Genomic DNA, 25,215 nt, shown 5'->3' on the forward strand with positions numbered 1-25,215 from the left:
CGCGTCAGGCGCTCGCCAGTTGCAGGGCTGGAATGGGTTTGCGCATCAGCGTGCCCACCAGCGCTGCGGCCAGCAGCCCGACGCAGCCTGCGACCCACAACACCGAACCGAAGCCTTGAACGAACGCCTGCTGCGCCAGCGGCTGCACCACCTCGCGGGCACCGGCATCGACCGCCTGCAATGCGGCACTCATGTCACCGGCCACCACCCGGGACGCAATGAACTGCGCCTGATCGAGCCAGTCCGGCGCGCCGTTGCGCAGGTTCAGGTTCAGAGCGCTCAGGGTGTGGCTGGCGAGCAGGGCGCCGTACACGCCGACCGCCAGCATGATCGCGCTGAAGCGCATGGTGGTGCTCATCCCGGAAGCCATGCCGGTGCGCTCGCGGGGCACGCAGGCCATGATGTTTTTCTGCGTGTCGCCGTTGAGCAACCCCGCACCTGCGCCGGTGACCGCCATGGCGATGGCGAAGGCGGGATAGCCGCCCATGGACGTTGCCACGGCGCACAGCAGGTTGCCGGCGCTCACCAGCGTCAGCCCCAGCGCCATGATCGCCGCCGGCGACAGGTGCCGCGCAAGCCGGGGGCCCAGACGCGGGCACAGCAGCATGGTGATGGCGAACGGCAGCATCCCGAGCCCCGAACTGATGGCGCTGAAACCCAGCCCGTTCTGCAGATAGAACGGCAGCAGCGTCATCATCACCTGGGCGCAACCGGCGTAGGCGAACATTCCCAGCAGGGCGCCGATGAAGCGCGGATGTTTGAACAGTTGCAGATCGACCATCGGCCGCTGCTGCAAGCGCTCGGCGACCACGAACAGCCCCAGCAGGGCGACGCCGCCCACCAGCCGGGCGAAGGTCAGCGGGTTGTCCCAGCCGATGCGGTTGGCTTCGATCAGACCCCAAATCAGGCTCAGCAGGCTGGCGCTGAAAAACAGGCTGCCCACCGGATCCAGGCGCGCCGATTGCTCGTTGCGCGACTCGCCGATGTTGCGCGCCACCATGCTCAGCAGCACCAGGCCCACCGGCAGGTTGAGGTAGAAAATCCAGCGCCAGCCGACCAGTTCGGCAATCAGCCCGCCGACCGTGGGCGCCGCGGTCATCGCCACCCCCATGCACGCGCCCCAGAACGCCCAGGCCCTGGCCCGTTCGGCTTCGTCGTGGAAGACGTGGCCGATGGTTGCCAGCGCCGAGGTCAACAGCAGGGCCGCGCCAACGCCCTTGATTGCGCGGGCGATGTCGAGAAACAGGATATCCGGCGCCGCGCCGCAGCCCACCGAGGCGAGAATGAACAGCACCAGGCCCGTGAGCAGCATCTTCTTGCGGCCGAAACGGTCCGCCAGGCTCCCTGCCGGCAGCAGGAGTGCGGCGAACGCCAGCATGTAGGCGCTGACCACCCATTCGATGTCGGCAAACCCGGCACCCAGATCCCGCGCAATGCTGGGTAGCGTCACGGCGACGATGTTGGTATCGAGCACGATCAGCGAGCACACGCCGGAGGCGGTGAGCAGGGTCATGCGGGGGCTGGGTTGCGGCATGGCGGTGACTCCGGAGCGTGTTAGGTTTTGGCTAACGGTGGGTGGCAGTCTCGTGTCAACGGTGCCGAAATCGCTGATATGACACAGACTCCCCGTAGCAGCATGGCTTGCCAGCGGGAGCGATCTTGAGTACGCCCCCGCCGGCAAGCCGTGCTGCTACGTTTTGTTTTGCTTTGTACAGAATATCGCTGGATGGCTTATGCTTCGTTACCTGCCCTCGGCAATTTCATTACCTGCAAGGTAACGTCAATGGAAATCCGTCACTTTCGCTATTTCCTGGCGGTCGCCCGCCATCGGCACTTCACCCGCGCCGCCGAGCAACTGGGCATTGCGCCGCCGACCCTGACCCGGCAGATCCAGGACCTGGAAAGCGCACTGGGCACCCGCCTGTTCGTACGCGAGCAGCGCGAAGTGCGCCTGACCGATGCCGGTCGTGCCTTGCAGATCGAAGCGGAGTTGGCGGTGCGCCAGTTCGAGACTGCCCAATACAACGTGCAGCGGGCCGGACGTGGGGAGGCGGGCCGGATCGAACTGGGCTACGTGGCCTCGGCGGTATTCTCCGGCGTGCTTCAGCAACAGGTCGGTCGCTTCCGGGAGCAGTACGCGGACATCGACTTCACCATCACCGAATACCTGATGCCGGTTCTGCCGAGAATGGTCGAGGAAGGGCGGCTTGACGTGGGCTTCATTCGCTCGCCCATGAGCCTGCCCGATTCATTGAGTGCGGTGAAGCTGCTGACCGAAGGCTTCGCCCTGGCGCTGCCGCACAGCTCCTGGCTGTGCAAGCTCAAGACCATCAACGCGCTCAATCTGCAGAACGAGACGTTCATTCTGCCCGAACAGATTTCAGGCACGCTCGAAGTTGCAGCCCAGGGCGGGTTTGCCCCGACCCTGGGGCCGCAACCGGGCACGCTGGTGTCGGTCATCGCGCTGGTGAGCATGGGGCAGGGCGTGGCGGTGGTGCCCGAGTCAGTGGTCGATCACATCCAGTTGCCCAATGTGCTGTATCGGCGCATCGAAGACTGCCACCCCACCTCGTACCTGTCGCTGATTCACCGCCGCTACGAGAAAGCCCCGGCCGTCACGCGCTTCATCGAGCACGTGAAAGCCGCTTGCAAGGCCTGATCAGCGCGGCCGGTCCAGCAGTTGCTGCAGCGCGGTCCTGAGGCTGACCTGGCCCTTGCGCGGCAGCCCCTCGAAGCGAATCCAGCCTTCGTTGAAACCGTCGAGCATCTGTATCCGTGGCAGCGGGTTGCTCATGCCCTGAGCGGTGAACAGCGCATGCCAGGTGTCTCTGGGCACCGTCTGCATCGTCACCGGCTTGCCCAGCAACTCGCTGAAGGTGGCTGCGATCAGCGCGGGCGTGACCGGTTCTTCACCTTCGAGCTCCACGATGCGTTTGCCAAACCACTGCTCTTGCAGCAAGTCCGCGGCCACGCGGCCGACATCGGCGGTGGCAATCATGGGCACCGGCTTGTCCAGAGGCTGCAGGAAGCTTGGGATGATGCCGTTTTCGACCGCTGGGTCTATATCCCACTGGCAGTTCTCCATGAACCAGCCGGGCCGCAGGAACGTCACGGGCAACTCCAGCGTCGACAGGCTCTGTTCCAGCAGTTGCAACTGGTTGAGCAGGTTGGGCTGGGTCGCCTGGGCGCCAATGGTCGAGATGCACACCACCTTGCCGGGGCGGGCGTTGGCCAGCGCCTCGTGGAGGTTGGCGATCACCTTGCGGGTCTCCGGGAAGCCGGGCTCAGGTGAGAAGTTGGGCGGCAACAGGATGAACACCGCGGTGCTGTTCTGGAAGGCCTGGGTCAACGCGCAGACATCGTCGACGTCAGCCACTGCGACCTCACAGCCTTTTTGTGCCCAAGCGCTGCCTTTTTCCGCGCTGCGTACCACGGCGCGCACCGGCCTGCCTGCCGCCAGAAGGTTACGCGCCACTTCACCGCCCACCTGGCCGGTCACGCCCATGATCGTGTACATGCATTCATTCCTCAGAAGGGACGACCCGATGTCGCCATTGCCGCAGATAGTGCGCGGTTGCGATGGATTCTCCGATAGCATGGGTGTCATTGAATTCATGCCGAGAAATCATCAATGAGCTTCGATGCACGTTTGGCCAGCGGTATGGGGGTGTTGTCGGCGGTGGTGGACACCGGCAGCTTCGTCAAGGCTGCCGAGGTGCTGGACATGACCCAGTCCGGGGTCAGCCGCGCCGTCGCCCGGCTCGAATCGCGACTGGGCATCCGCCTGTTCGACCGCACCACGCGCTCGGTCAAGCTGACCGATGAAGGGCGCCGCCTGTACGAGGAAGTGGCGCCACTGCTGGCCGGGCTGGAGGAGGCCGCGACCCAGGCGTCGGGCAGTGCCATGGCGGTGCGCGGGCGGTTGCGGGTCAATGTCGATCCTTATTTCTCGCGGCTGATCCTGGCGCCTGCGCTGGGGGATTTCATGGCGACTTACCCTGAGCTGGAACTGGATCTGGTGACCCGCGATGAACTGGGTGACCTGGTGGCCGATGGGGTGGATCTGGCGGTGCGCTTCGGCGAACAGCCGTCTTCGTCGCTGATCGGCCGTCAATTGCTCAAGACCCGCGTGCTGACCGTGGCGTCACCGGCCTATCTGGAAAAACATGGCCGGCCACAGCAGCCGAGCGATCTGCAAGATCCCCGGCACGTCTGCATAGACTTCCGCGATCCTCAGACCGGGCGGCCTTTTGCGTGGGAATTTCAGCGTGAAGGCGAGCGATTGGTCCTCAACACCCGCAGGCGGTTGATGGTCAATGACGTAGGCACCATGCACCGCATCTGCGAGCAGGGGCAGGCGGTGGCACAGGTGCTGGCGCTGGGTGTGGAACCGGCAATTCGGGAGGGGCGGCTGGTGGAGCTGTTTCCCGACTGGCCGGACGAGTACTTCCCGCTTTATGCGTTGTACCCGTCGCGGCACTTGCCGCCCGCGAAGGTGCGGGCTTTCCTGGAGTTTGTGGTGTCTCTAAGCCGCTAACTGGCGGTCAGTGGCGGGCCGCCTGTTCGGCTTCCTCGTCGATTCGGTCGGATTCGAACAGTTCGGCCAGCTCCTTGCGGGCCTCCAGCGCGCTTTGCATGACCTTGGTCGCATCGTCGTAGATCAGGTGCTGGCGGTTGAGCACCTGTTCGTCGTGACGCTTGAAGCGGCTGATCCGCGCCGCTGCCTGTGCTTCCGTCAGGCCCAGGCCGATCAGCGTGCGGCGGGTCATTTCCAGGCTTGAGTAGAAGGTTTCCCGCACCGCCTCGGCGTCCAGATCCAGCAGGCGATGAACGTGCTGACGGTTACGGGCGCGAGCGATGATCTTCAGGTGCGGGTAGAGCTTGCGTACAAGCTCCGCGGTCTTGATATTGGTGTCCGGATCGTCGGTGGCGATGACGAAGTATTCCGCCTGATCGACCTTGGCCGCGCGCAGGATTTCAGGGCGCAGCGGATCGCCGTAGAACACCGGCACATTACCGAAACTGCGGGTGAACTCGATCATCTCCACCGAGGTGTCCAGGGCAATGAACGGGATGTTCTGTGCACGCAGGATACGCGCCACGATCTGCCCCATGCGGCCCATCCCGGCGATCACCACCCGTGGATCGTCCGAGTCGATTTCCTTGTATTCCTCCGGCACTTCCTTGACCACGGGCTTGGGTTTGAGCCAGCGAGCCATGACCAGCAACAGCAGTGGCGTCAGCGCCATCGACAGGGTGATGGTCAGCACCAGCGTGTCGTAGAGCGCTGCGTCGAACAGGCCCTGGTCACGGCCGATCTTGAACACCACGAAGGCGAATTCACCGCCGGCAGCCAGCACCAGGCCCAGACGCAGCGCGCTCTGCTTGCCCAGGCCACCGGCCAGGCGGCCGACGACGAACAGCAGCGGCAGTTTCAGGCCAATGAGCAGCAGGGTCAGGCCCAGTACGGTGAGGGGGGAGTCGATCAGCAGGCCAAGATTCGCACCCATGCCGACGCTGATGAAGAACAAGCCCAGCAGCAGACCCTTGAAGGGTTCAATCTGCGATTCCAGCTCATGACGATATTCCGAGTCGGCCAGCAGCAACCCGGCAAGGAAAGCGCCCAGGGCCATGGAGACGCCGACCAGGTCCATCAGGTACGCGGTGCCGATGACCACCAGCAGCGCCGTGGCGGTGGACACCTCCTGCAGCTTGGTCTTGGCGACGATGCGAAACACCGGGCGCAGCAGGTAACGACCGCCGATCACCACCACCGCGATACCGCCGAGCACTTGCAGGCCGTGACGCAGCGAATCGCTGCTGGAGGTGGCATGGTCGCCGCCGGCAAGCATTGGCACCAGCGCGATCAGCGGAATTGCGGCAATATCCTGAAACAACAAGATCGCAAAGGCCAGGCGACCATGGGGCGCGTTCAGTTCCTTGCGCTCGGCCAGGCTTTGCAAGCCAAAGGCGGTGGACGACAGCGCCAGGCCCAGGCCCAGCACCACGGCGCTGTTGAGCGGCTGGCCGAAGACGAGCAGGGCGACCGTGCCGATCACCACACCTGTCAGCAGCACCTGCGCCAGGCCCACGCCGAACACCGACTTGCGCATGACCCACAAGCGTTTGGGCGACAGTTCAAGACCGATGATGAACAGCAGCAACACCACGCCAAGTTCGGAAATATGGGCGACGCTCTGGGGGTTGCCGATCAGGCCAAGCCCCGAGGGGCCGATGATGACGCCTGCGATCAGGTAACCGATCACGGCGCCCAGTTGCAGACGTTTGGCCAGGGGGACGGTCACGACTGCGGCGAGCAGAAACACGACTGCGGCCTGTAGCAGGCTGCCTTCATGGGGCATTGGGAACTCCTAGGTCCGACAGAAAAAAGATGGAACAGAATTAAACGTTCACGAACGTAAAGTGCGCGTATTAAACCACGCAAAAGTGACAGCGAGCTTCGCCCGAGACGCTTCGCCGCAGTGCCGCGCGGCGCTTCGGGATGCGGGCGCCCCCGCGACGGCGTAAGATGTCAGGCGATTTTTGCATTGCGCAAACGATTCGATCCGCCTTCAGGAAACCTGCAATGACCATCAAACAGCGTCTTATCTACTCGATCATCATCGCCCTGGCCGTGCTCGGGATCATGCTCGGCCTCTCGCACCTGCAGCAGATCGGCGTGCTCGACCAGAAGACCTTCCAGTACATCGCCATGGCCATCGCCGTGGTCGTCGTGGTCATCAATGGCATCATGCGCCGCAAGGTCAAACGCTGAGGCGGATCGCAGATCAACCCACCCGTAGCAGAACGGCTTGCCGGCGGGAGCGATCTGGAGGACGTCGACGCCGGCAAGCCGGACTGCTACGGGTCTGGTGACCTCAACCCTGTAGGAGTGAGCTTGCTCGCGATGGCGTCCTTGAGATCGCCCCCGCCGGCAAGCCGTGCTGCTACGGCCGGTGGTCACCCAACGCCTTTGATCGCGATGCGCGACGTCAATGCGCGAGCCCCACCCGTCAAACCCCGCCACTCGTATTGCCAGGTTACAGAACCGTCTTTGAACTCTCCGGCATTGCCCTCCAGAATTGCCCACGGCGTCAGCCCGCACCTGCAATTGGAGTTCACATGTTCAAGACAATCACCGCGGCCATCCTCGCCACCTCCGGCCAGCCTGCCACCCCGGCCGCGCCCGCTGGCAAACCGTGCTCCAGTTGGGTCACCATCGGAACCGCGACCGAGAAGGCCGAGCCCATCGGCTACACCGAGATCTACCGGATCGAGCCCGACGACGCCGATCCACTCACCTGCGACCTGCCCATGTGCCTGCAAGTGGTGCCTGGCCGCGAAAGCGAGCCGGACTGTAGGGCGCAGGATCAGTAAAGGTCGGCGCGCCCGCCATCATCTGCGCCAGTAATCGACCCGTCACCGGTCCCAGGGTCAGCCCATGGTGAGCATGGCCAAAGTTGAACCACAGCCCCTTGTGCCCAGGCGCCGGTCCGATCACAGGGCGCATGTCCGGCAGGCAAGGCCTGCGTCCCAGCCAGGGTTCGGCATCCAGGCGTTCCCCCAGCGGATACAGCGTGCGAGCGAGCGCCTCGCAGCGGCGCAACTGGATCTCGTTGGGCGCTGCGTCACTGGGTGCGAACTCGACGCCTGTGGTCAGGCGGATCCCGCGCGCCATGGGCGCCAGCACGTAACCTGCCTGGGCATCGATCACCGAGTGCTGCAACTGGGCCCCCGGTTGCGTGGCGTAGTGCATGTGGTAGCCGCGCTTGATCGCCAGCGGAATGTGATAGCCCAGGGCGGAAAATACGTCCGCCGATTGCGGCCCCAGCGCGACGACCACGTCAGTCGCATTGACCGCTCCTTCCTCGCTCTGCACCTGCCAGCCATCACCCTGCTGACGCAAGCTGCGCGCATCACCCTTGAGCAATACGCCGCCGCGCTGCACGAACAGGGCTGCATAACCGCGCACCAGGGCACCAGGGTCGGTCACGCTTTTCGGGTCCAGCCAGTGAATACCCCCGACCACCCCGTGCAGATCGGGTTCACGCTCGCGCAGTTGCTCGGCATCGAGGATGTCGAAGCGCAGCCCGTACTGGTCATAGGTCCTGGCATCCGCTGCGGCCAGGTCGAATTCCTTTTGATCGCGATAGAACTCTATCCAGCCCTTGGCGCGAAACAGCCCGGTCATCCCAGACGCCTCGGCCAGCAGATCATGCTCATCGACGCAGCGCTGAATCAGCGGCTGCATGGCCAGGCTTGCCTTGGCCAGATTGGCCGGCGAGGACTGGCGCCAGTACTCCAGCAGCCAGGGCGCAAGCCTGGGGAGGAATACCGGGCTGAACCGCATCGATGACTGCCGGTTGAGGCCGTAGCGCAGCAAGCGTGACCACTGGCGCGGAAAAGCATAGGGAATGATGCTGGAACGTTCGATCAGCCCGGCATTGCCATGGCTGGTGCCGCGGCCCGGTTCATCGCGGTCGAGCAGCACGATGCGCTGGCCTGGAGCTTGCATTTGCAGATGAAGCGCGGAGCAGACGCCAACGATTCCGGCGCCCAAGACGAGGGTCTGACAATCCATGGAACGATCCTTGATCGGCAATGAGCAAAGGTGGGGCAACGAGCAGGTCGGCAGTTTACCCGGTTGTCGGGGCGCAGTACTCTCCATGCGCGCACCTTCTGTTCGATCTCCACTTCCAATAATCACACCGGAGCTTCAGATGTCTTCACCCCGCGATTCCGCTCACACCCAGACGATTTCCTTCAGCGAACTGACGCAATTGCTCACCCAGGTATTCGTGCGCAACGGCACATCCCCTGGGGTCGCCGCTGTGTTGGCGGAAAACTGCGCCAGCGCTGAGCGCGACGGCTCCCACAGCCACGGTATTTTTCGGATCAAGGGCTATCTGTCTTCACTGGCGGCGGGCTGGGTGAACGGGCACGCGGTGCCGAAGGTGGAAGATGTGGGCGCAGCGTTCGTGCGCGTCGATGCAGGCGGCGGTTTTGCCCAGCCCGCGATGCAGGCGGCCAAATCGCTGTTGATCGAGAAGGCCCGGACGGCTGGCATCGCAATTCTGGCCATCCGCAACTCTCACCATTTCGCCGCACTCTGGCCGGACGTCGAGCCCTTCGCCCAAGAGGGGTTGGTGGCGTTGAGCGTGGTCAACAGCATGACCTGCGTGGTGCCGCACGACGCGCAAAAACCACTGTTCGGCACCAACCCCATTGCCTTCGCAGCCCCCAGGGCCGGCGGGCAACCCGTTGTCTTCGACATGGCCACCAGCGCCATCGCCCATGGCGACGTACAGATTGCCGCGCGCGAAGGTCACATGCTGCCGCCGGGCATGGGCGTGGACCGTGCAGGGCAGGCGACCGAGGACCCCAAGGCCATTCTCGATGGCGGGGCGCTGCTGCCGTTCGGTGGCTACAAGGGTTCGGCGCTGTCGATGATGGTCGAGCTGCTCTCGGCGGCCCTGACCGGCGGCAACTTCTCGTTCGAATTCGACATGTCCAGCACCCCCGGTGCCCAGACGCCCTGGACAGGACAGACGATTATCGTCATCGACCCGGACAAGGGCAGCGGCCAGAGCTTTGCCCAGCGCAGCGAGGAACTGGTCAGGCAGATGCACGGTGTTGGCCAGCGACGCATGCCGGGGGATCGCCGTTATCGTCAGCGTGAGCGCTCGCTGGCAGAGGGGATCGTACTGTCGGTCGCCGACCTTGAACGTTTGAAGGCACTGGCCACCGCCTGATGCCCGGCGGTGTGTCCTGTCTGGCGGTTTCACGCGCCGGGCAGGGCATGACCGCTCGTCGAATCGGCACTTGCGTTTGCAGGTCGATAAAAATACTGTATGTTTAAACAGTATTCGAGAAAGAGGCATCGACCATGCAATCGACCATCCAAATGAATCAAGTCATCGCCCACACTTCATTCTCCGCGCAGACATCGGAAGCCACGTTCAGCAGCGTCTGGGGCAATGACATGCAGCGCGAGGATTTTCTGGCTTTGGCGGCGGGCGTTCGCCAGTTCAGCGCTGACATGGCCCTGGTGGCCGGCAACGCTGATTATCCATCGGAAAGCGTGCAGCGCGCGGCAGAGTGATTCTGCCCGCGCAGGCGGATGTCGAGCCTTGCAGGGCTCAGTTTTGCTGGGGCAGCGGTACTGCGACAGGGGCTTCCTGAGTGGCCAGGCTGTCGGCGTCAGGCTGGCGCCGTTTGCCGGTTCTGATCAGGCTCAGTGCGATCAGCGTACCAATGACCGACAACACGCACCAACCTAGCAAAAATGTGATCACGTCTGGTTCTCCGAACTGCAGAAATCGGGTTGCCATTGCAAATGACAAACTGTCCATCCGAATCTATCGGCCTGCTCCGGGATTCCATGAGGCCCAAAAGCGCGCAGCTTGAACAATTGTCGGGTAGATGGCAACTCCCTCGGACCAATGGGGTCTTGGTTTAGACACAACCCGTTTCGAGGCCCGTCTGATGAAAGATCTTGGTACCCGCTTGAAAGAAGAGCGCAAACGCCTGGGGCTCTCGCAACAGGAGTTCGGGGCCATTGGCGGTGTTGAAGCCAATGCCCAGGGCAAATACGAGAATGGCGAGCGCATTCCGCGTGCCGACTACCTCGTCGCGTTGGGCAAGAAAGGGATGGACGTGCTGTACGTGGTGTCAGGCGAACGCACACCCCTGACCATGGACACCCTGAACGACGCGGAAAGGGCAATCATCACCCACTACCGGGCGCTCAACGAAGACGATCAAGAGGCCATCTCGCAGTTGGCCACGTCGTTGTCCGAGTGTGCCACCGAGCCTGCGAGCTAGCCTGCGCATGTGTCACCCATGCTGACAGCGAGCTTGTGAAGCAGTATACGAAACGTATATGCTTCGTATATTCATCGCGAGGTCATATATGGGACTGGTCAAGATTTCCGAACACATGCACGCCAACATCCGCTCGGCCAGCGCTGCGCTGAGCCGCTCCATCAATGCCCAGGCCGAGCACTGGATGCGCGTCGGCATGCTGGCAGAGCTCAACCCGGGTCTGAACTACAGTGACATCTGTCAGTTGCTGATTCGCGCCGAAACCTCGGGCCACGCGCTGCATGGGCTACAGCCCGACGAGACGGTCAGCGAACCTCAGGTAAAGGCGGTGCTGCAATGAGCGTCAGCATCAAGAGCGAAGCCGATCTGGTCGGTCTGAGGGTAGCGGGGCGCCTGGCTGCCGATGTGCTGGCCATGATCGGCCCTTATGTAAAGCCGGGTGTCAGCACCGAAGCCCTCGATGACATCTGCAACGCCTACATCGTCAACGAGTTGAAGGTTACGCCGGCCAACGTCGGCTACCACGGCTTCACCAAGACCACCTGCATTTCGCCCAACACCGTGGTGTGCCACGGTATTCCGAGTGCGGACGATATTCTCAAGGAAGGTGATATCGTCAACATCGACGTGGCGGTCATCAAGGATGGCTGGTACGGCGACACCAGCCGCATGTACTACGTCGGTGAAGTCAGCCCGTTGGCCAGGCGTCTGGTGGAAACCACCTACGAAGCCACGCTGGCAGGTATTCACGCGGTGCGCCCTGGCGCGACCCTGGGAGATATCGGCCACGCGATCCAGACCGTGGCCTATCGCGAGGGCTTCAGCGTGGTGCGCGAGTATTGCGGGCACGGCATTGGCCGCAAATACCACGAAGAGCCTCAGGTGCTGCATTACGGTGCTGCAGGCAAGGGCCTGAAACTCAAGCCCGGCATGGTGTTCACCATCGAGCCGATGATCAACGCCGGCAAGCCTGGCACCCATGTGCTCGATGACGGCTGGACCGTGCTCACCCGCGACCAGTCCCTGTCGGCGCAGTGGGAGCATATGGTGGCGGTGACCCAGACCGGCTTTGAACTGCTGACCCCGTGGCCGGATGGCACTGGCAGCTACCCGCCGGTATGAGGCAGAACGCCTCCAGACGAATTAAGACACAATTGATTCAGTGACGAAAAAGCGACCCAGCTTGTAGTCTTATTCTCGTTCCCCTGGAGTGCTGCCCCTGACCGGCTCATGGGTGATCAGGCGTGCAGCACTTGGGGAGAACACCAGACCGTTACCCAGTAAAAAACCGGCCTTAGCCGGTTTTTTACGTTCAGGGCAGGTCAGCCCTGGAGCTGTTTGGCCGCATCGACGCCCGCAGAGCTGAGCTTGACCGGGTATTTCAGCGTGCGTTCGCCTTTGGCGGGGCTGTCAACGCAACCGTCATGAATCAGGCCTGCCTGCTGCAGGTGTTCCAGGGTGTCGGCAACGGCGTGCTCTCCTCGGTAATTGTCCAGCACCTCCTTGCCAAGGCCGCCTGGGTGGGCGTGCAACAGTCGGGTAAGAACCTCTTTCTTCAGCGTGTTGTCGATGGTCATATCTTCCTCGCTTTGCTGGTGTAATGAGCGCTGCTTGTAGATACCGACCACCGCATCGGGCGTTGGTTTGGACTTTTATCGTTTCAGGCGCGTTTCCATTGAACCTGAGTCACGCCAAGCCCTTCGGCATGGCGCATGGCGAGCCGCAAGGGGCCTGCGGTGAAGGTGCCGTCCAGATCGCCCACACCTGCGTGCAGGGTGGCGAAGTGCAAGGCTTCGCTTTCGCACAGGTGCCGTGCGTGGTGGGAAAATTGTCTGGATTCGCCGCGAAACTGGTAATGAATTTCAAAATCCCTAGAGTCATTCATCGTCATCTGGCCTGTGGGGCGTCGTGCACGCCGCTCTGAAATTGAGTACTTCCTGATGTACCTGACAGAATGCCTACCCCATGCATCAGGGGTGCTGTCACTTCATTTCGAGATCGATACAGGCTGTATCAATACATTGCCCGGGATCGTGCCGCGTTTTCTCTGCCTGAGACGAGTAGCTGCACATGCTGTGCACGGGCTACCGACCGCGAGAGAATTGCATTGTTTGGCGGGCTTTTGAACCGGTGGCCGATGAGCGGCCTTGTGCCATATCTGTTTGGATGGACAGTTCTATCCGAAGCGTCGAAGCAATGTGTAACTGCACGTGTTTGGATAGGCATTGCCCGGCGTCCCAGGTGCGTGACGTCGCTGATGCAGGCCAATCGAAATGTTTTGTGAAAAAAGGCAATCTGATGGCCCGCATGGGTCCTGTTTTCTGAAAAAATCCTTTCTTTTCAGGCAATTCCGGGACGAGGGCGTATGCGTAGAATGGGTTTGGGCGTGGTGGCGTTTATCTTGATGGCGGCAGCGTTGCCGGCTGAGGCCCGGAGCATCAGCAAGAACGACCAGCAAGTCTGCAAATGGGGCGCTGGCGTGGCGCAGACTGCCCAGCAATCCAAGCTCTCAGGTACCACGCTGTACAGCGCACGCAAGAAGTTGCAGGGCAAGCAATATCCCAAGCCGTGGATGCGCAAGATGGCGGTGGGCATCACCGAGCAGACCTACAAGAGCCGTTCACGCCTCAAGCCTTCGGCAGTACGCCAGACCTACTACGAGGGTTGCATCCAGCACGATCTGGCGCGCAAATAACACCCGCCATGCCGTATGACCGGAAGGTGGCTTGCGCCCCTCCCGGTCGTCCCCTCGATCAGTGGCAGTTCCCGGCCAGGCGATAGTGCTGCGCTTCGGCGGCGGCCGCGTTGGCGAACTCGACGCGGTTCTGCTCGGCAATGGCGTCATAGGACGGGCAACCCGGGCGGTGATAAACCATGGTCTTCTTGTTGCCGCGAATGGCCACGGTGAGGTTTTTCCCGCTGTCGTTGGCGGCTGTCGAAGGCTTCATCGGGTTGGGCAGCGGTGCCTTGGCCTGAGTGGGCGCGATGGCCTGGCTGCCACCACTGAAGTTCGCGCTGATGAACACCGGTGCATGGTCCGACACACTGTCGCGCCCTTGCGCGTGGGTCATGCCCAGAAATTTCGGGTAGTTGAAAATCTGCACGTTGTTGACCCGGATCGCCGAGTTCTTGCTGACGAAAATGTTGTCGTACAGGTTCGAAAACTTGCCGTCGGTGGTCGACAGCGTGCTCGCCCCGGTCAGCACCAGCGGCTTGGCGCTGGCGTCCAGGTTGCCCCAGGCAGGGGAGGTCGGTGGCGTGTTGAAGTCACCCATCAGCATGATCTGGTTGTTGCCAGGGTAGGTGTCTTTCAGCCAGGTCCAGTAATCGGACAGCGCGGTGATCTCCGAGGCGCGGTCGGCCTGGCTCTTGCCGTACAGGATGTGGACCGTCGCCACCACGAACGTGGTGCCGTCCTTGAGTGATTTGAAGCGGGCGGAGTAAGGCTCTCGCTCGAAGGTGTCGTTGCGGTCCAGGTAAGTCACCGCGCCGTCTTCATAGGCCACCACGTCGTCACGCCAGACGAAACCGTACATTTCCTTGTAGGACTTACGCCCCACGGCGTGAGAGGCCATGGCGCTCCAGTGCTTGCCGGTCTGCTTGCTCAACTCCTTGGCCAGCGCATCCAGCGCCTGTTCGTTCATCAATTCCTGCACGGCCAGAAAGTCGACCTTCTGCGCGACCTTGGCGATGCCTTGAAAGTCCTTGTTGGGGCGCACGCTCAGGTGCTCCAGGTTCCAGGTGCCGATAATGACGTCGGCGCTCGCGTTTTGCAGAAAAGAAAGGGCCAGCAACAGCGAAACAAAAAATCTGAACATCATTTACCAACTAGAGGCTTGATCAAACGAAAGCCGAACGAGCGCGGGTCTCGTCGGCGGGGTGGATTGACAGGGGAATGCGGGCGACGGCAACGCAGGTCAGGCCTGCACGAATCAGTCTTCCCTGGGCACGGTCCAGAAGATCTGCACGCCGCCATCATCGCGCCAGGCGAGGGTGACGTTGTCGTTCTCGGCGATCTCCTCCAGCAACTGGTTCCAGTCATCTTCCTGCTCGTCCGCCAGGCGGAAGATCAGGGCAGAGCGGGAGCGCTGTGCCGTGGGGGCGTTGATGATTTTCTGGATGCGTACGCCCAGGCGTTCGTAGGAACCGGACAGGGCGGCCGCTGAAGAGGTGGTGTCAGACACGAAGAAATCCCTTGTTATTGCTGTACGTGCATACAGTATTTCAGAGTGGGACGTTTCGCAACATCGACGTAAGACAAAGTCTCACGAGGCTGTGGTCGGTTGATTTCATCATTCATTTCCGGCCAGCGAACCAAAGTCGATCAAACCGATCAGATTCTCTGTTGGCGATTCGGTTCGCGATGATCGGAAATAAAGGAGTTGTCATGAATATCAAAGGGTTGGGGCTGTGCGCGGCACTGATCGGTTGCACCCTGCTGGCCGGATGCTCAACTGCCACGGTGGTGACCTTGCAGAACGGCACGCAATACGTGACCAAGGACTTGCCCAAGACCAAGAGCGATGATGGTTTCTACGAGTTCAAGGACATTTCCGGGAAGACCGTGAAGGTCCGCGCGGATGAGGTGGCAACCGTTAAAGAGGAAGATTAAGCCATGGGGTGCCGTGATATTCTGGCACCCAGGCTTTTATTCTTGGAAACATCCCGTGAAATTCATCCACCAGCGCGAACACCTCAACGAAGACGACATTGTGGTCATCGAGTGTTCCAACACCTGCAACATCCGCCTCATGAGCGACGCCAATTTCCGCAGTTTCAAGAATGGCGGGCGCCACACCTATCACGGCGGCGCGTTCGACCGGTTTCCGGCGAAGATCGTGGTGCCCAGCACCGGTTTCTGGAACATCACGATCGATACCGTGACCCAGAGGGCGATCAGCGTCACCCGCAAGCCGAACGTCAAGCATTCGATCAAGATCGTTCGACGTTCAGGCTCAAGGCTGGGCTGAAGCGCGGCTCAACCGTAATCGCGGAACCTGACCGCAGGCGCGGCAATCGAGTCGGTTCGCTTGCCGAACTGGGACCGGATGCGTGAAATCTCGGCGCGGATCCTGTCGCGGACCTGCATCTGCTGCTCCTGCGACAGGGATTCATACCACTGCCGTTGAGCCTCCCGGCTCTTGCCAATCGCACCTGAACCGGGAAGGGAAGAAATCATCGACGCAATGAAGTCCGAGGCCGGATCTGATCCCTCCTCGGCGCGTGTGTCCGTTACGGCCGGGTCCATCGTTGTTGTTCCCCACATCCATCGAAATAGTGCGACACCGCTGCCAGCGTGGCGCTGCCTGACGGCGGGCATATTAGCGCAGCCGCACTGATTACAGGCCCTGGGTGCGAATAATATTTCTATTTGAGTCTAAGCTCACAAAGGCTTGCACAGGTCAGGCATTTCAGCGATTGCGGTGCCTGCGCAGTTGACAAAGCATTGAGCGATTGCCCATAGTTTCGACCACGCAAACGTTTGCTTCTGGTCAGCGTTGCCAAAAATGACCCGCATTCGTTGCCGATACAATAATCATAAATATCGGAGTGACTCCATGAAGCTGCCATTCGCTGCACGTCTTCTTACTGTAGCCATGCTCACCGCTGGCGCTGTATCCCTGCCTGTTACCTCTGCCTTCGCCGATGACGCAAAGAAACCGACCGTCGCTCTGGTGATGAAATCCCTGGCCAACGAGTTCTTCCTGACCATGGAAGATGGCGCCAAGGAATACCAGAAACAACATTCCGCCGATTTCGACCTGATCTCCAACGGCATCAAGAACGAGTCCGACACTGCCGCGCAGATCGACATCGTCAACCAGATGATCGTCAAGAAAGTCGACGCGCTGGTCATCGCGCCCGCTGATTCCAAAGCGTTGGCTTCGGTCATCAAGAAGGCCATGGATGCCGGTATCAAGGTCGTCAACATCGACAACCAACTCGACGCCGATGTGCTGAAAAGCAAGAACATCGAAGTGCCTTTCGTAGGCCCGAACAACCGCAAAGGCGCCAAGCTGGTGGGTGACTACCTGGCCAAGCAACTGGCCGCAGGCGACGAAGTCGGCATCATCGAAGGCGTGCCGACCACCACCAACGCCCAGCAACGCACCGCAGGCTTCAAGGATGCGATGGATGGCGCGCAGATGAAGATCGTCTCCACCCAGTCCGGTAACTGGGAAATCGACAAAGGCAACGCCGTGGCCGCTGCCATGCTCACCGCTCACCCGAACCTGAAAGCACTGCTGGCCGGCAACGACAGCATGGCGCTGGGTGCAGTGTCCGCAGTCAAGACCGCAGGCAAGACCGGCAAGGTGCAAGTCGTAGGCTACGACAACATCAATGCCATCAAGCCTATGCTCAAGGATGGTCGCGTGCTGGCGACAGCTGACCAGTTTGCCGCCCGGCAGGCTGTGTTCGGCATTGATACCGCACTGAAAATGGTCAAGGGCGAGAAGCTCGACATCAAGGACGGCGTTATCGAGACCCCGGTCGAGCTGGTCACCAAGGCGCAGTAAGCGCGGGATCTGTCGCAATCATCTGTAAGCAGCGTCTGCCCGTAGGGGCAGGCGCGTGGAGAGCGTTATGTCAGCGTCTGCTCAGGCCGCTGTTCTATCTGTCAGTGGCATTGGCAAAACCTACGCCCAACCTGTTCTCGGTGACATCGACCTGACGCTCATGCGCGGGGAAGTGTTGGCGCTGACCGGGGAAAATGGCGCAGGCAAAAGCACCCTGTCGAAAATCATCGGTGGCCTGGTCACGCCCACCACCGGCCAGATGCAATTCCAGGGGCAACCCTACCAGCCAGCCAGTCGTACCCAGGCCGAGAGGCTCGGCGTGCGCATGGTCATGCAGGAACTGAACCTGCTGCCGACGCTGTCGGTGGCCGAAAACCTGTTTCTCGACAACCTGCCCAGCCGGGCCGGTTTCATCAATCGCAAGAAGCTGCGCGAAGACGCGACCCGGGCCATGGCCCAGGTGGGTCTGGATGCCATCGACCCCGACACCCTGGTCAGCGAGCTGGGCATTGGCCATCAGCAGATGGTCGAGATCGCCCGTAACCTGATCGGCGACTGCCATGTGCTGATTCTCGACGAGCCGACCGCCATGCTGACGGCCCGCGAAGTCGAAATGCTCTTCGAGCAGATCACGCGCCTGCAGGATCGCGGTGTGTCCATCATCTATATCTCCCATCGCCTGGAAGAGCTGGCCCGCGTCGCCCAGCGCATTGCCGTACTGCGCGACGGCAAGCTGGTGTGCGTCGATGCCATGGCCAACTACAACAGCGAGCAGTTGGTGACGCTGATGGTCGGCCGCGAGCTGGGCGAGCATATCGATCTGGGCAAACGGCAGATCGGTGAAGTGGCACTGTCGGTCAAGGGGCTGAGCCGTTCGGACAAGGTTCGCGATGTGTCCTTCGACGTGCGCGCCGGCGAGATCTTTGGCATCTCCGGACTGATCGGCGCGGGGCGTACCGAGTTGCTGCGCCTGATCTACGGCGCCGATATCGCCGACAGCGGGACCGTAGAAGTGGGGCGACCGCTTCGGCAGGTGCGGGTGAACTCGCCGGTGGACGCCGTCAGCCATGGCATCGCGCTGATTACCGAAGACCGCAAGGGTGAAGGCCTGCTGCTGTCGCAGTCGATCAGCGCCAATTTCGCGCTGGGCAACATGGAAGCGATTTCCAGCGCCGGTGTGGTCAACGGCGCCGCAGAAATGGCCCTGGCCCGGCGTCAGGTGGAAGCCATGCGCATTCGCAGTTCCAGTCCGACGCAACTGGTGTCGGAACTGTCCGGCGGCAACCAGCAGAAAGTGGTGATCGGCCGCTGGCTGGAGCGCGACTGCCAGGTGATGCTGTTCGACGAGCCCACCCGCGGCATCGACGTGGGCGCCAAATTCGACATCTATGCGCTGCTTGGCGAGCTGACGCGCCAAGGCCGGGCGCTGGTGGTGGTGTCCAGCGACCTGCGCGAGCTGATGCTGATCTGCGATCGCATCGGTGTGCTTTCCGCCGGGCGCCTGATCGACACCTTCGAGCGCGACCACTGGACCCAGGACGAACTTCTTGCCGCTGCCTTTGCCGGCTATCAAAAACGTGATGCGCTGCTGTCTGAAGCCGCGCCCAGGACTGCCTGATGAAAACCTCTACCACACAAGCCGCGCTGCCATCGCCAGGCAAGCGCAGCGGCAACTATTTCGGCCTTGGCACCTACCTGGGGCTGGCCGGCGCCCTGCTGGCGATGATCGTGCTGTTCTCGTTGCTCAGCGATCACTTCCTGTCCTATGAGACGTTCAGCACCCTGGCCAACCAGATCCCTGACCTGATGGTGCTGGCGGTGGGCATGACCTTCATCCTGATCATCGGCGGCATCGACCTGTCGGTCGGTTCGGTGCTGGCGCTGGCGGCGTCGGCGGTGAGTGTCGCGATGCTCGGCTGGGGTTGGGGCGTGCTGCCATCGGCGTTGCTGGGCATCGCCTGCGCGACCGCCGCAGGCACGCTGACCGGCTCGATCACCGTGGCCTGGCGCATTCCATCGTTCATCGTGTCCCTGGGCGTGCTGGAAATGGCCCGGGGCGTGGCGTATCAACTGACCGATTCGCGCACCGCGTACATCGGCGACTCCTTCGCCTGGCTGTCCAACCCGTTCGCCTTTGGCATCTCGCCGTCGTTCGTGATTGCGCTGCTGGTAATCTTCGCGGCGCAAGCGGTGCTCACCCGCACAGTGTTCGGACGCTACCTGATCGGCATCGGCACCAACGAGGAAGCCGTGCGTCTGGCGGGGATCAATCCCAAGCCCTACAAGATCCTGGTGTTTTCCCTGATGGGATTGTTGGCGGGCATTGCCGCACTGTTCCAGATTTCCCGTCTGGAAGCTGCCGATCCAAACGCCGGTTCCGGTCTGGAACTGCAGGTCATCGCCGCCGTGGTGATCGGCGGTACCAGCCTGATGGGGGGGCGCGGTTCGGTCATCAGTACCTTCTTCGGGGTCCTGATCATCTCGGTGCTGGCGGCGGGGCTTGCGCAGATCGGCGCGACCGAACCCACCAAGCGCATCATCACAGGTGCCGTGATCGTCGTGGCCGTGATCCTCGACACCTACCGCAGCCACCGCGCGAAACGGCGGGGCTGATATGGCCACTATCAAAGACGTTGCGGCACTTGCAGGCATTTCCTACACCACGGTTTCCCATGTGCTGAACCGCACACGGCCAGTGAGTGACGCCGTGCGCAAGAAAGTGGAGGAGGCCATCACCCAGCTGGACTACGTGCCCAGTGCCGTGGCGCGCTCGCTGAAGGCCAAGTCCACGGCCACCATCGGCTTGTTGATCCCCAATGGCATCAACCCGTACTTCGCCGAACTTGCCCGCGGCATCGAGGACTACTGCGAACGCAACGGCTTTTGCGTGATCCTCTGCAATTCCGACGATAACCTGCAAAAACAGCGCAATTACCTGCGCGTGTTGCTGGAAAAACGCGTGGATGGCCTGATCGTATCCTCGGTGGGCGGCGACGACAGCCTGGTCGAAAGCCTGGCTGCTGTTCGCACCCCGTTGGTGATCGTCGACCGGGACCTGGAAAACATTACTGCGGACCTGGTACGGATCGACCACGAACTGGGTGCCTGGCTTGCGACCTCGCACCTGCTGGAACTGGGCCACCAGCATATCGCCTGCATCTGCGGTCCGGCGCAGACCAGCGTGGCGCGCATGCGTCTGGCCGGGTATCAGCGGGCGATGCGCGAAGCAGGCGTCGAGGTACAGGACAGCTGGGTGGTGGAGAGCGACTTCACCGGGCCCAGTGGCTATCAGGCCGCCTGTACATTGCTGGAAACAGATCGCCCCACGGCAATCTTCGCTGCCAACGATATGGTAGGCATCGGTGTGCTGCGTGCGGCGGCCGAGCGCAATGTAAAAGTGCCGGCCGATCTGTCGGTGGTCGGTTTCGACGACATCCAGATGAGCCAGTTCGTCTACCCCGCGCTCACCACCGTGGGGCAGTCGATCCTGCAACTGGGTGAGCGCGCCGCCGAGGTGTTGCTGCGCAGGATCACCACGCGCGGTGAGGCGCCTGATGTGCAACAGTCGATCGTCGCACCGAGCATGGTGCTGCGCGAGTCCACGGCGCCACCGCCCAACGCATTCAACGAGTTTCGCTGAGCCGGCCGAGGCCGGATTGAAGGTATTGACGTCATGCAAGCAAAAGTAGTGATAGTGGGCAGTCTGAACATGGACCTGGTGACCCGGGCGCCGCGCCTGCCGCGCGCCGGAGAAACCCTGGCCGGGCAATCCTTCGTGACCGTCCCGGGCGGCAAGGGCGCGAACCAGGCGGTGGCTGCCGCGCGGCTGGGGGCCAGCGTCGCGATGATCGGCTGTGTCGGTGACGACGCCTACGGCGAGCAATTGCGCAGTGCGTTGCTGACCGAAGGCATCGATTGCCAGGCGGTGACGACCATTGCGGGTGAGTCCACTGGCGTTGCCTTGATCGTGGTCGACGATAACAGCCAGAACGCCATCGTCATCGTTGCCGGCGGCAATGGGCATGTAAGCGCCAGCGTGGTGGACGGTTTCGACGCTCTGTTGCAACAGGCCGAAGTCATCATCTGCCAGCTGGAAGTGCCCGAGAGCACGGTGGGCCACGTGCTCAAGCGCGGTCATGAACTGGGCAAGACCGTCATTCTCAACCCGGCACCCGCCACAGGCCCATTACCAGAGCAATGGTACGGCTGGGTCGATTACCTGATCCCCAACGAAAGCGAAGCCACGGCGCTCACCGGGTTGCCGGTCGATAGCCCGGCCAGTGCCGAAGCCGCCGCGAAAACCCTGCTCGCCTCAGGCGTCGGCAAGGTGGTGGTGACCCTGGGCGAGCAGGGCGCGTTGTTCGCAAGCCAGGAACGTGTCGAGCATTTCCCTGCGCCCAGGGTCAAGCCGGTGGACACCACTGCAGCGGGCGACACCTTCGTCGGCGGATTTGCGGCGGCACTGGCTGACGGAAAATCCGAAGCCGAGGCGATCCGTTTCGGACAGATCGCGGCGGCGTTGTCTGTCACCCGTTCGGGCGCCCAGCCGTCCATTCCAACCTTCGCTGAAGTCCAGGGGTATCAACCATGAAAAAGACGCCGCTGTTGAATATTGCACTGTCGCGGGTCATCGCCTCCCTGGGGCACGGCGATGTGCTGATGATTGTCGACGCCGGCATGCCGGTGCCACCTGGCGTGGAGCTCATCGACCTGGCCCTGACCCGGGGCGTTCCGGATTTCGTCAGCGTGCTGGATACGGTGCTGGCAGAAATGCAGGTGGAAAGCCATGTGCTGGCAGAAGAGATTCGTCTCAAGCAGCCTCCGGCGCTGAGCGTTCTGGACAGGCTCAACGCCGAAGGCGGCCTGGGCGAGCAGCGGGTGGTCAGCCATGATGCGCTCAAGCAGTTGAGCCGCAGCGCCCGCGCCATCGTGCGCACAGGGGAATGCCAGCCCTACACCAACATTGCGCTGGTCGCAGGTGTGGTCTTCTGATTTCGCACTATGTTCCATACCCATGAAACAGGGAGTTTCACATGCACAAGAATCGTCTTTCATTCCTCGACCTGATCCGGAGCATCGCACTGTTGGCCATCTTCTCCGCCACTGCGGCCCAGGCCGCCGAACGCCGTGACCTGATCATCGACACCGACCCGGGCGCCGATGATGTCGTGGCCCTGCTTCTGGCACTGGCGTCGAAGGATGAGCTCAATGTCCTGGCGATCACCACGGTTGCCGGCAATGTGCGCATCGACAAGACGTCGCGCAATGCCCGTCTTGCCCGTGAGTGGGCAGGGCGCGAAGAGGTGCCGGTGTACGCCGGAGCAGGGCGGCCACTGGTGCGCCCGCCGATCTACGCCGAGAACATTCACGGCAAGGAAGGCTTGCCCGGCGTCGAGGTGCACGAACCCGCCAAGGGCCTGGCCAAGGGTAACGCCGTGCAGTACCTGGTGGAGACCTTGAGCAAGGCTGCGCCCCACAGCATCACCGTCGCGATGCTCGGGCCGCAGACCAACCTCGCGCTGGCGCTGATCCAGGCGCCGGAAATCACCCAGGGGATCAAGGAAGTGGTGGTCATGGGTGGTGCGCATTTCAATGGCGGCAACATCACCCCGGTGGCCGAATTCAACCTGTTCGCCGACCCGGATGCGGCCAGGGTGGTGCTCGCCAGCGGCGTCAAGCTGACCTATGTGCCGCTGGATGTGACCCACAAGATCCTGACCAGCGAGCAGCGCCTCAAACAGATCGAGGCGCTGAACAACAACGCCGGCAAGCTGGTGGGCAATATTCTCAATGAGTACGTCAAGGCGGACATGGTGCATTACGGGTTGCCAGGCGGCCCGGTACACGATGCCAGCGTGATTGCCTGGCTGCTCAAGCCCGAACTGTTCACCGGCAGGCAGATCAATGTGGTGATCGACAGCCGCGAAGGGCCGGGCTTTGGCCAGACCGTCGCCGACTGGTATGACACCCTGGGCCAGCCCAGGAATGTGTTCTGGATCGAGAATGGCGACGCTCAGGGCTTCTTCGATCTGCTGACCGAGCGCCTGGCACGGCTCAAGTAACCCATGCTCAGGCGTCGCTCAAGGCCTCGCTGGCGTAGCGCAGAAACACCTGGTCCATGAACACCTGGGCGCCGTCGGTGCCCAGTTCCCTGACCAGAAGGTCAACTGCGATGATCGCCAACTCCTCGGCGCTGCCGGGGCTGTGGGCGCATTGGCCCTGGGACCATCTGGCCCTGATGTCAGCAACGATGCTTACGCTTGCCATGTCTTGACGTCCTTAAAAAACCGATCACGATCCTGGTGTCCGTGCCAGCGCGTCTGGCTGGCAGCGCAGTAAAGCATTTTGCTCAGGACTGCACACTGCTACTTAGGCATGAAACGCCGCTCGCGTCAGGCATCGAGCGTGCTTTTGGCGTGGCGGCAGAGGAAGTTACCAAACGTTTTGTGACGATTTGCATGCTTGCGTCAAACCCGGGCTCGGGCAGACTCCATATCCAGCCAGATCTCCCGATCTGCACGGCTTCGCCGCCTCCCGGGGAAACCAAGCGGGCCGGGTGCTGTCGCAGAGGTTCTGGTTCACGTAAACACAAGGAGGCTGTATGCCCTGGAAATACGCATCATCGGGTCTGGTTCTGGTAGCGGCACTGCTGGCAGGTTGTAGCACGACGTCCGAATCGTCCAAGCCCGCCGAAAGTAGCGCCGCGACCGAATCGGGTCATTCCCGCTGTGATGCCGCCGCTGCACAGTTCGCAGTCGGCAAACCGGCAACGCCGGCCTTGCTCGAGCAGGCGCGGGTCAAGGCCGGTGCGCAGACCGCACGCGTGCTGGGCCCCAACGACATGATTACCATGGAGTACCGCTCCGACCGCCTGAATCTGAACACTGACCAAGCGGCCACGGTCAACCGCGTCAACTGCGGCTGAAGCTTTCACGCAGGCATAAAAAAACCCCGTCAGTGACGGGGTTTTTTCAGCGCGCTCGGATTACTCCGGGCGAACCTGAGCGGCTTGCATGCCCTTTTGGCCTTTCTCAGCCACGAAGGAGACAGTCTGGCCTTCTTTCAGGCTTTTGAAACCGTCGGATTCGATAGCCTTGAAGTGTACGAACAGGTCGTCGCCGCCACCCTGTGGAGTGATAAAGCCGAAGCCTTTTTCATCGTTGAACCATTTTACGGTGCCGGTTTGGCGATTAGACATGGTGTATCTCCAAAAACATAATATTCAGTAGTGCTGTGCTGCTCAGGCCAACTGGGCACACGCGAGGTATCATAGTCGAATTGTGTGAAAGCTGGACTTTTTCAGTAAGAACTTTGCGCCAATGACGCAAATAGATACGTCCAAATCATTTGCCAGTGGCCCGATTCAGGCCTCTTCGACACCCATCAAACTGTCTCGTCAAATGACTGAAGCCCGCGAGTTTGGCGGGCTTCAGCGATTGCGTCGAAAATCTTCCGCAGGCTGCGGGCGACGCTTTTGTAGAGAAGTGTAAATTTTTTATTTTTTGCCCTTCAGGCAGTTTTCGCCCACCGCTTTTTGCAGGCGAGAGGTCATTTCGGTACTCGGAGGCGTCGTTTTGTCATTCAGCGAAGCAATTTCCTTGTCCGAAAAGTTCTTGTTGATCTGCTGGGCTCCGCACTCGCAATGAGCCTTGACGGCATTGGCGTCCATCCCCGGGTTGTTCTGGGTGGCGGCGGCGGTGCACTCGCTCATGTAGCTGGTTTTGGTCTTCGCGTCCATGGCGGCATGAGCGCTGAGCGGAAGAGTCAACGCCAATGGTGCGAGGAGGGCGGCAACACGTAGAAGCTTCATGGTTGATTCCTTTTATCGGTGGGACCTGCGTTGGCGCAAGTCTTTAACGGGCCTCGGTTTATC

33 protein-coding genes are annotated in these 25,215 nt (G+C 61.7%); 20 read left to right on the forward strand and 13 right to left on the reverse strand.

What is annotated here, in order from left to right:
* Window positions 1-4: 4 nt before the first annotated feature.
* Complete coding sequence (locus NPS29_RS12210) at window positions 5-1,534, reverse strand: MFS transporter (protein WP_274132843.1); 1,530 nt, start codon at window positions 1,532-1,534, stop codon at window positions 5-7.
* 249 nt (window positions 1,535-1,783) lie between these two features.
* On the opposite strand from NPS29_RS12210, the gene NPS29_RS12215 reads away from it, so the two are divergent.
* Window positions 1,784-2,659: a LysR family transcriptional regulator gene (locus NPS29_RS12215; RefSeq protein WP_274132844.1), complete on the forward strand. Its 876-nt coding sequence runs from the start codon at window positions 1,784-1,786 to the stop codon at window positions 2,657-2,659.
* On the opposite strand, the gene NPS29_RS12220 is transcribed toward NPS29_RS12215, so the two are convergent.
* Window positions 2,660-3,517: an NAD(P)H-binding protein gene (locus NPS29_RS12220; protein WP_274132845.1), complete on the reverse strand. Its 858-nt coding sequence runs from the start codon at window positions 3,515-3,517 to the stop codon at window positions 2,660-2,662.
* A gap of 114 nt (window positions 3,518-3,631) precedes the next feature.
* On the opposite strand from NPS29_RS12220, the gene NPS29_RS12225 reads away from it, so the two are divergent.
* On the forward strand, window positions 3,632-4,537 hold the full coding sequence (locus tag NPS29_RS12225; protein ID WP_274132846.1) for a LysR family transcriptional regulator: 906 nt from the start codon (window positions 3,632-3,634) through the stop codon (window positions 4,535-4,537).
* 7 nt (window positions 4,538-4,544) lie between these two features.
* Here NPS29_RS12225 and NPS29_RS12230 read toward each other — a convergent pair whose 3' ends face one another.
* A complete protein-coding gene (locus NPS29_RS12230) occupies window positions 4,545-6,362 on the reverse strand; it encodes a monovalent cation:proton antiporter-2 (CPA2) family protein (protein ID WP_274132847.1) in 1,818 nt (605 codons plus the stop codon).
* A 224-nt stretch (window positions 6,363-6,586) separates the two neighbouring features.
* Between NPS29_RS12230 and NPS29_RS12235 the strand changes: the two genes are divergently transcribed.
* Together NPS29_RS12235 and NPS29_RS12240 are read left to right on the forward strand one after the other, a co-directional pair.
* Window positions 6,587-6,775, forward strand: coding sequence for a hypothetical protein (locus NPS29_RS12235; protein ID WP_274132848.1), 189 nt, complete (start codon window positions 6,587-6,589; stop codon window positions 6,773-6,775).
* Between the two features lie 347 nt (window positions 6,776-7,122).
* The gene (locus NPS29_RS12240) at window positions 7,123-7,377 is read left to right on the forward strand and encodes a hypothetical protein (RefSeq protein ID WP_274132849.1); all 255 of its coding nucleotides are present in this window, start codon (window positions 7,123-7,125) and stop codon (window positions 7,375-7,377) included.
* Here NPS29_RS12240 and NPS29_RS12245 read toward each other — a convergent pair.
* Entirely contained in the window at window positions 7,298-8,581 is a 1,284-nt protein-coding gene (locus tag NPS29_RS12245; protein ID WP_274132850.1) for an NAD(P)/FAD-dependent oxidoreductase, read from the reverse strand. The two genes, NPS29_RS12240 and NPS29_RS12245, sit on opposite strands and share 80 nt — an antisense overlap.
* A 139-nt stretch (window positions 8,582-8,720) precedes the next feature.
* On the opposite strand from NPS29_RS12245, the gene NPS29_RS12250 reads away from it, so the two are divergent.
* Together NPS29_RS12250 and NPS29_RS12255 are read left to right on the forward strand one after the other, a co-directional pair.
* Window positions 8,721-9,752 carry an Ldh family oxidoreductase gene (locus NPS29_RS12250; RefSeq protein ID WP_274132851.1) on the forward strand — a complete coding sequence of 344 codons (1,032 nt, stop codon included), beginning with the start codon at window positions 8,721-8,723 and terminating at the stop codon, window positions 9,750-9,752.
* A gap of 134 nt (window positions 9,753-9,886) precedes the next feature.
* A complete protein-coding gene (locus NPS29_RS12255; RefSeq protein WP_274132989.1) occupies window positions 9,887-10,102 on the forward strand; it encodes a hypothetical protein in 216 nt (71 codons plus the stop codon).
* 37 nt (window positions 10,103-10,139) lie between these two features.
* On the opposite strand, the gene NPS29_RS12260 is transcribed toward NPS29_RS12255, so the two are convergent.
* Window positions 10,140-10,295 (reverse strand): hypothetical protein, encoded by a 156-nt coding sequence (locus NPS29_RS12260; RefSeq protein WP_274132852.1) that lies wholly within the window; start codon window positions 10,293-10,295, stop codon window positions 10,140-10,142.
* Window positions 10,296-10,485: 190 nt separating this feature from the next.
* On the opposite strand from NPS29_RS12260, the gene NPS29_RS12265 reads away from it, so the two are divergent.
* The 3 genes from NPS29_RS12265 to map all read left to right on the forward strand — a co-directional run bounded on the left by NPS29_RS12265 (window position 10,486) and on the right by map (window position 11,946).
* On the forward strand, window positions 10,486-10,824 hold the full coding sequence (locus NPS29_RS12265) for a helix-turn-helix domain-containing protein (protein WP_274132854.1): 339 nt from the start codon (window positions 10,486-10,488) through the stop codon (window positions 10,822-10,824).
* 88 nt (window positions 10,825-10,912) lie between these two features.
* Window positions 10,913-11,164 carry a ParD-like family protein gene (locus NPS29_RS12270; protein WP_274132855.1) on the forward strand — a complete coding sequence of 84 codons (252 nt, stop codon included), beginning with the start codon at window positions 10,913-10,915 and terminating at the stop codon, window positions 11,162-11,164.
* Complete coding sequence (gene map, locus NPS29_RS12275; protein ID WP_274132856.1) at window positions 11,161-11,946, forward strand: type I methionyl aminopeptidase; 786 nt, start codon at window positions 11,161-11,163, stop codon at window positions 11,944-11,946. Before NPS29_RS12270 ends, map begins: the two co-directional genes overlap by 4 nt.
* 200 nt (window positions 11,947-12,146) lie before the next feature.
* Here the strand turns inward: map and NPS29_RS12280 are convergent, their stop codons facing one another.
* On the reverse strand, window positions 12,147-12,401 hold the full coding sequence (locus NPS29_RS12280; RefSeq protein ID WP_274132857.1) for a hypothetical protein: 255 nt from the start codon (window positions 12,399-12,401) through the stop codon (window positions 12,147-12,149).
* A gap of 83 nt (window positions 12,402-12,484) precedes the next feature.
* Window positions 12,485-12,709 carry a DUF6555 family protein gene (locus tag NPS29_RS12285; RefSeq protein ID WP_274132858.1) on the reverse strand — a complete coding sequence of 75 codons (225 nt, stop codon included), beginning with the start codon at window positions 12,707-12,709 and terminating at the stop codon, window positions 12,485-12,487.
* Between the two features lie 480 nt (window positions 12,710-13,189).
* On the opposite strand from NPS29_RS12285, the gene NPS29_RS12290 reads away from it, so the two are divergent.
* On the forward strand, window positions 13,190-13,519 hold the full coding sequence (locus NPS29_RS12290) for a hypothetical protein (RefSeq protein WP_274132859.1): 330 nt from the start codon (window positions 13,190-13,192) through the stop codon (window positions 13,517-13,519).
* Window positions 13,520-13,577: 58 nt separating this feature from the next.
* Here NPS29_RS12290 and NPS29_RS12295 read toward each other — a convergent pair whose 3' ends face one another.
* Both NPS29_RS12295 and NPS29_RS12300 read right to left on the reverse strand, forming a co-directional pair.
* Window positions 13,578-14,642, reverse strand: a complete 1,065-nt coding sequence (locus tag NPS29_RS12295; protein ID WP_274132860.1) for an endonuclease/exonuclease/phosphatase family protein — start codon at window positions 14,640-14,642, stop codon at window positions 13,578-13,580.
* A 114-nt stretch (window positions 14,643-14,756) separates the two neighbouring features.
* Window positions 14,757-15,008, reverse strand: a complete 252-nt coding sequence (locus tag NPS29_RS12300) for a DUF1654 domain-containing protein (protein ID WP_274132861.1) — start codon at window positions 15,006-15,008, stop codon at window positions 14,757-14,759.
* A gap of 203 nt (window positions 15,009-15,211) precedes the next feature.
* On the opposite strand from NPS29_RS12300, the gene NPS29_RS12305 reads away from it, so the two are divergent.
* Both NPS29_RS12305 and NPS29_RS12310 read left to right on the forward strand, forming a co-directional pair.
* Complete coding sequence (locus NPS29_RS12305; protein ID WP_274132862.1) at window positions 15,212-15,436, forward strand: YgdI/YgdR family lipoprotein; 225 nt, start codon at window positions 15,212-15,214, stop codon at window positions 15,434-15,436.
* Window positions 15,432-15,794, forward strand: coding sequence for a DUF1883 domain-containing protein (locus tag NPS29_RS12310; protein ID WP_274132984.1), 363 nt, complete (start codon window positions 15,432-15,434; stop codon window positions 15,792-15,794). The genes NPS29_RS12305 and NPS29_RS12310 overlap by 5 nt, the downstream gene beginning before the upstream one ends.
* A gap of 8 nt (window positions 15,795-15,802) precedes the next feature.
* Here NPS29_RS12310 and NPS29_RS12315 read toward each other — a convergent pair whose 3' ends face one another.
* Window positions 15,803-16,072: a hypothetical protein gene (locus NPS29_RS12315; protein ID WP_274132863.1), complete on the reverse strand. Its 270-nt coding sequence runs from the start codon at window positions 16,070-16,072 to the stop codon at window positions 15,803-15,805.
* A 310-nt stretch (window positions 16,073-16,382) separates the two neighbouring features.
* Between NPS29_RS12315 and NPS29_RS12320 the strand changes: the two genes are divergently transcribed.
* From NPS29_RS12320 to NPS29_RS12350, 7 genes are all read left to right on the forward strand, one after another.
* Window positions 16,383-17,342 (forward strand): sugar ABC transporter substrate-binding protein, encoded by a 960-nt coding sequence (locus NPS29_RS12320; RefSeq protein ID WP_274132864.1) that lies wholly within the window; start codon window positions 16,383-16,385, stop codon window positions 17,340-17,342.
* Window positions 17,343-17,409: 67 nt separating this feature from the next.
* Entirely contained in the window at window positions 17,410-18,960 is a 1,551-nt protein-coding gene (locus NPS29_RS12325; RefSeq protein WP_274132866.1) for a sugar ABC transporter ATP-binding protein, read from the forward strand.
* On the forward strand, window positions 18,960-19,955 hold the full coding sequence (locus NPS29_RS12330) for an ABC transporter permease (RefSeq protein ID WP_274132867.1): 996 nt from the start codon (window positions 18,960-18,962) through the stop codon (window positions 19,953-19,955). Before NPS29_RS12325 ends, NPS29_RS12330 begins: the two co-directional genes overlap by 1 nt.
* Window position 19,956: 1 nt before the next feature.
* Window positions 19,957-20,982 (forward strand): LacI family DNA-binding transcriptional regulator, encoded by a 1,026-nt coding sequence (locus NPS29_RS12335; protein WP_274132868.1) that lies wholly within the window; start codon window positions 19,957-19,959, stop codon window positions 20,980-20,982.
* 33 nt (window positions 20,983-21,015) lie between these two features.
* Window positions 21,016-21,933, forward strand: a complete 918-nt coding sequence (gene rbsK / locus NPS29_RS12340) for a ribokinase (RefSeq protein WP_274132870.1) — start codon at window positions 21,016-21,018, stop codon at window positions 21,931-21,933.
* A complete protein-coding gene (gene rbsD / locus NPS29_RS12345) occupies window positions 21,930-22,334 on the forward strand; it encodes a D-ribose pyranase (RefSeq protein ID WP_274132871.1) in 405 nt (134 codons plus the stop codon). The genes rbsK and rbsD overlap by 4 nt, the downstream gene beginning before the upstream one ends.
* A gap of 41 nt (window positions 22,335-22,375) precedes the next feature.
* Window positions 22,376-23,404 (forward strand): nucleoside hydrolase, encoded by a 1,029-nt coding sequence (locus NPS29_RS12350; RefSeq protein WP_274132872.1) that lies wholly within the window; start codon window positions 22,376-22,378, stop codon window positions 23,402-23,404.
* Window positions 23,405-23,411: 7 nt separating this feature from the next.
* Here NPS29_RS12350 and NPS29_RS12355 read toward each other — a convergent pair whose 3' ends face one another.
* The gene (locus NPS29_RS12355; RefSeq protein WP_274132873.1) at window positions 23,412-23,609 is read right to left on the reverse strand and encodes a hypothetical protein; all 198 of its coding nucleotides are present in this window, start codon (window positions 23,607-23,609) and stop codon (window positions 23,412-23,414) included.
* Between the two features lie 334 nt (window positions 23,610-23,943).
* Here NPS29_RS12355 and NPS29_RS12360 point away from each other — a divergent pair, with 334 nt between their 5' ends.
* On the forward strand, window positions 23,944-24,267 hold the full coding sequence (locus NPS29_RS12360; RefSeq protein WP_274132874.1) for an I78 family peptidase inhibitor: 324 nt from the start codon (window positions 23,944-23,946) through the stop codon (window positions 24,265-24,267).
* A gap of 60 nt (window positions 24,268-24,327) precedes the next feature.
* Here the strand turns inward: NPS29_RS12360 and NPS29_RS12365 are convergent, their stop codons facing one another.
* Both NPS29_RS12365 and NPS29_RS12370 read right to left on the reverse strand, forming a co-directional pair.
* Window positions 24,328-24,540, reverse strand: coding sequence for a cold-shock protein (locus tag NPS29_RS12365; protein ID WP_003179963.1), 213 nt, complete (start codon window positions 24,538-24,540; stop codon window positions 24,328-24,330).
* A 297-nt stretch (window positions 24,541-24,837) separates the two neighbouring features.
* Complete coding sequence (locus tag NPS29_RS12370; RefSeq protein ID WP_274132875.1) at window positions 24,838-25,152, reverse strand: hypothetical protein; 315 nt, start codon at window positions 25,150-25,152, stop codon at window positions 24,838-24,840.
* Window positions 25,153-25,215: the final 63 nt, after the last annotated feature.

This window comes from Pseudomonas putida, assembly GCF_028682175.1.
GTDB classification, from domain to species: domain Bacteria; phylum Pseudomonadota; class Gammaproteobacteria; order Pseudomonadales; family Pseudomonadaceae; genus Aquipseudomonas; species Aquipseudomonas putida_AD.

Coding starts and splice junctions, on each gene's coding strand:
- NPS29_RS12335 (WP_274132868.1), top strand. CDS start 19,957: ATGGCCACTATCAAAGACGTTGCGGCACTTGCAGGCATTTCCTACACC.
- NPS29_RS12230 (WP_274132847.1), bottom strand. CDS start 6,362: ATGCCCCATGAAGGCAGCCTGCTACAGGCCGCAGTCGTGTTTCTGCTC.
- NPS29_RS12270 (WP_274132855.1), top strand. CDS start 10,913: ATGGGACTGGTCAAGATTTCCGAACACATGCACGCCAACATCCGCTCG.
- NPS29_RS12325 (WP_274132866.1), top strand. CDS start 17,410: ATGTCAGCGTCTGCTCAGGCCGCTGTTCTATCTGTCAGTGGCATTGGC.
- NPS29_RS12215 (WP_274132844.1), top strand. CDS start 1,784: ATGGAAATCCGTCACTTTCGCTATTTCCTGGCGGTCGCCCGCCATCGG.
- NPS29_RS12240 (WP_274132849.1), top strand. CDS start 7,123: ATGTTCAAGACAATCACCGCGGCCATCCTCGCCACCTCCGGCCAGCCT.
- NPS29_RS12225 (WP_274132846.1), top strand. CDS start 3,632: ATGAGCTTCGATGCACGTTTGGCCAGCGGTATGGGGGTGTTGTCGGCG.
- NPS29_RS12330 (WP_274132867.1), top strand. CDS start 18,960: ATGAAAACCTCTACCACACAAGCCGCGCTGCCATCGCCAGGCAAGCGC.
- NPS29_RS12255 (WP_274132989.1), top strand. CDS start 9,887: ATGCAATCGACCATCCAAATGAATCAAGTCATCGCCCACACTTCATTC.
- NPS29_RS12290 (WP_274132859.1), top strand. CDS start 13,190: ATGCGTAGAATGGGTTTGGGCGTGGTGGCGTTTATCTTGATGGCGGCA.
- NPS29_RS12315 (WP_274132863.1), bottom strand. CDS start 16,072: ATGGACCCGGCCGTAACGGACACACGCGCCGAGGAGGGATCAGATCCG.
- NPS29_RS12265 (WP_274132854.1), top strand. CDS start 10,486: ATGAAAGATCTTGGTACCCGCTTGAAAGAAGAGCGCAAACGCCTGGGG.
- NPS29_RS12250 (WP_274132851.1), top strand. CDS start 8,721: ATGTCTTCACCCCGCGATTCCGCTCACACCCAGACGATTTCCTTCAGC.
- NPS29_RS12350 (WP_274132872.1), top strand. CDS start 22,376: ATGCACAAGAATCGTCTTTCATTCCTCGACCTGATCCGGAGCATCGCA.
- rbsK (WP_274132870.1), top strand. CDS start 21,016: ATGCAAGCAAAAGTAGTGATAGTGGGCAGTCTGAACATGGACCTGGTG.
- NPS29_RS12365 (WP_003179963.1), bottom strand. CDS start 24,540: ATGTCTAATCGCCAAACCGGCACCGTAAAATGGTTCAACGATGAAAAA.
- rbsD (WP_274132871.1), top strand. CDS start 21,930: ATGAAAAAGACGCCGCTGTTGAATATTGCACTGTCGCGGGTCATCGCC.
- NPS29_RS12210 (WP_274132843.1), bottom strand. CDS start 1,534: ATGCCGCAACCCAGCCCCCGCATGACCCTGCTCACCGCCTCCGGCGTG.
- NPS29_RS12220 (WP_274132845.1), bottom strand. CDS start 3,517: ATGTACACGATCATGGGCGTGACCGGCCAGGTGGGCGGTGAAGTGGCG.
- NPS29_RS12305 (WP_274132862.1), top strand. CDS start 15,212: ATGAATATCAAAGGGTTGGGGCTGTGCGCGGCACTGATCGGTTGCACC.
- NPS29_RS12295 (WP_274132860.1), bottom strand. CDS start 14,642: ATGTTCAGATTTTTTGTTTCGCTGTTGCTGGCCCTTTCTTTTCTGCAA.
- NPS29_RS12360 (WP_274132874.1), top strand. CDS start 23,944: ATGCCCTGGAAATACGCATCATCGGGTCTGGTTCTGGTAGCGGCACTG.
- NPS29_RS12235 (WP_274132848.1), top strand. CDS start 6,587: ATGACCATCAAACAGCGTCTTATCTACTCGATCATCATCGCCCTGGCC.
- NPS29_RS12245 (WP_274132850.1), bottom strand. CDS start 8,581: ATGGATTGTCAGACCCTCGTCTTGGGCGCCGGAATCGTTGGCGTCTGC.
- NPS29_RS12285 (WP_274132858.1), bottom strand. CDS start 12,709: ATGAATGACTCTAGGGATTTTGAAATTCATTACCAGTTTCGCGGCGAA.
- NPS29_RS12355 (WP_274132873.1), bottom strand. CDS start 23,609: ATGGCAAGCGTAAGCATCGTTGCTGACATCAGGGCCAGATGGTCCCAG.
- NPS29_RS12370 (WP_274132875.1), bottom strand. CDS start 25,152: ATGAAGCTTCTACGTGTTGCCGCCCTCCTCGCACCATTGGCGTTGACT.
- NPS29_RS12280 (WP_274132857.1), bottom strand. CDS start 12,401: ATGACCATCGACAACACGCTGAAGAAAGAGGTTCTTACCCGACTGTTG.
- map (WP_274132856.1), top strand. CDS start 11,161: ATGAGCGTCAGCATCAAGAGCGAAGCCGATCTGGTCGGTCTGAGGGTA.
- NPS29_RS12320 (WP_274132864.1), top strand. CDS start 16,383: ATGAAGCTGCCATTCGCTGCACGTCTTCTTACTGTAGCCATGCTCACC.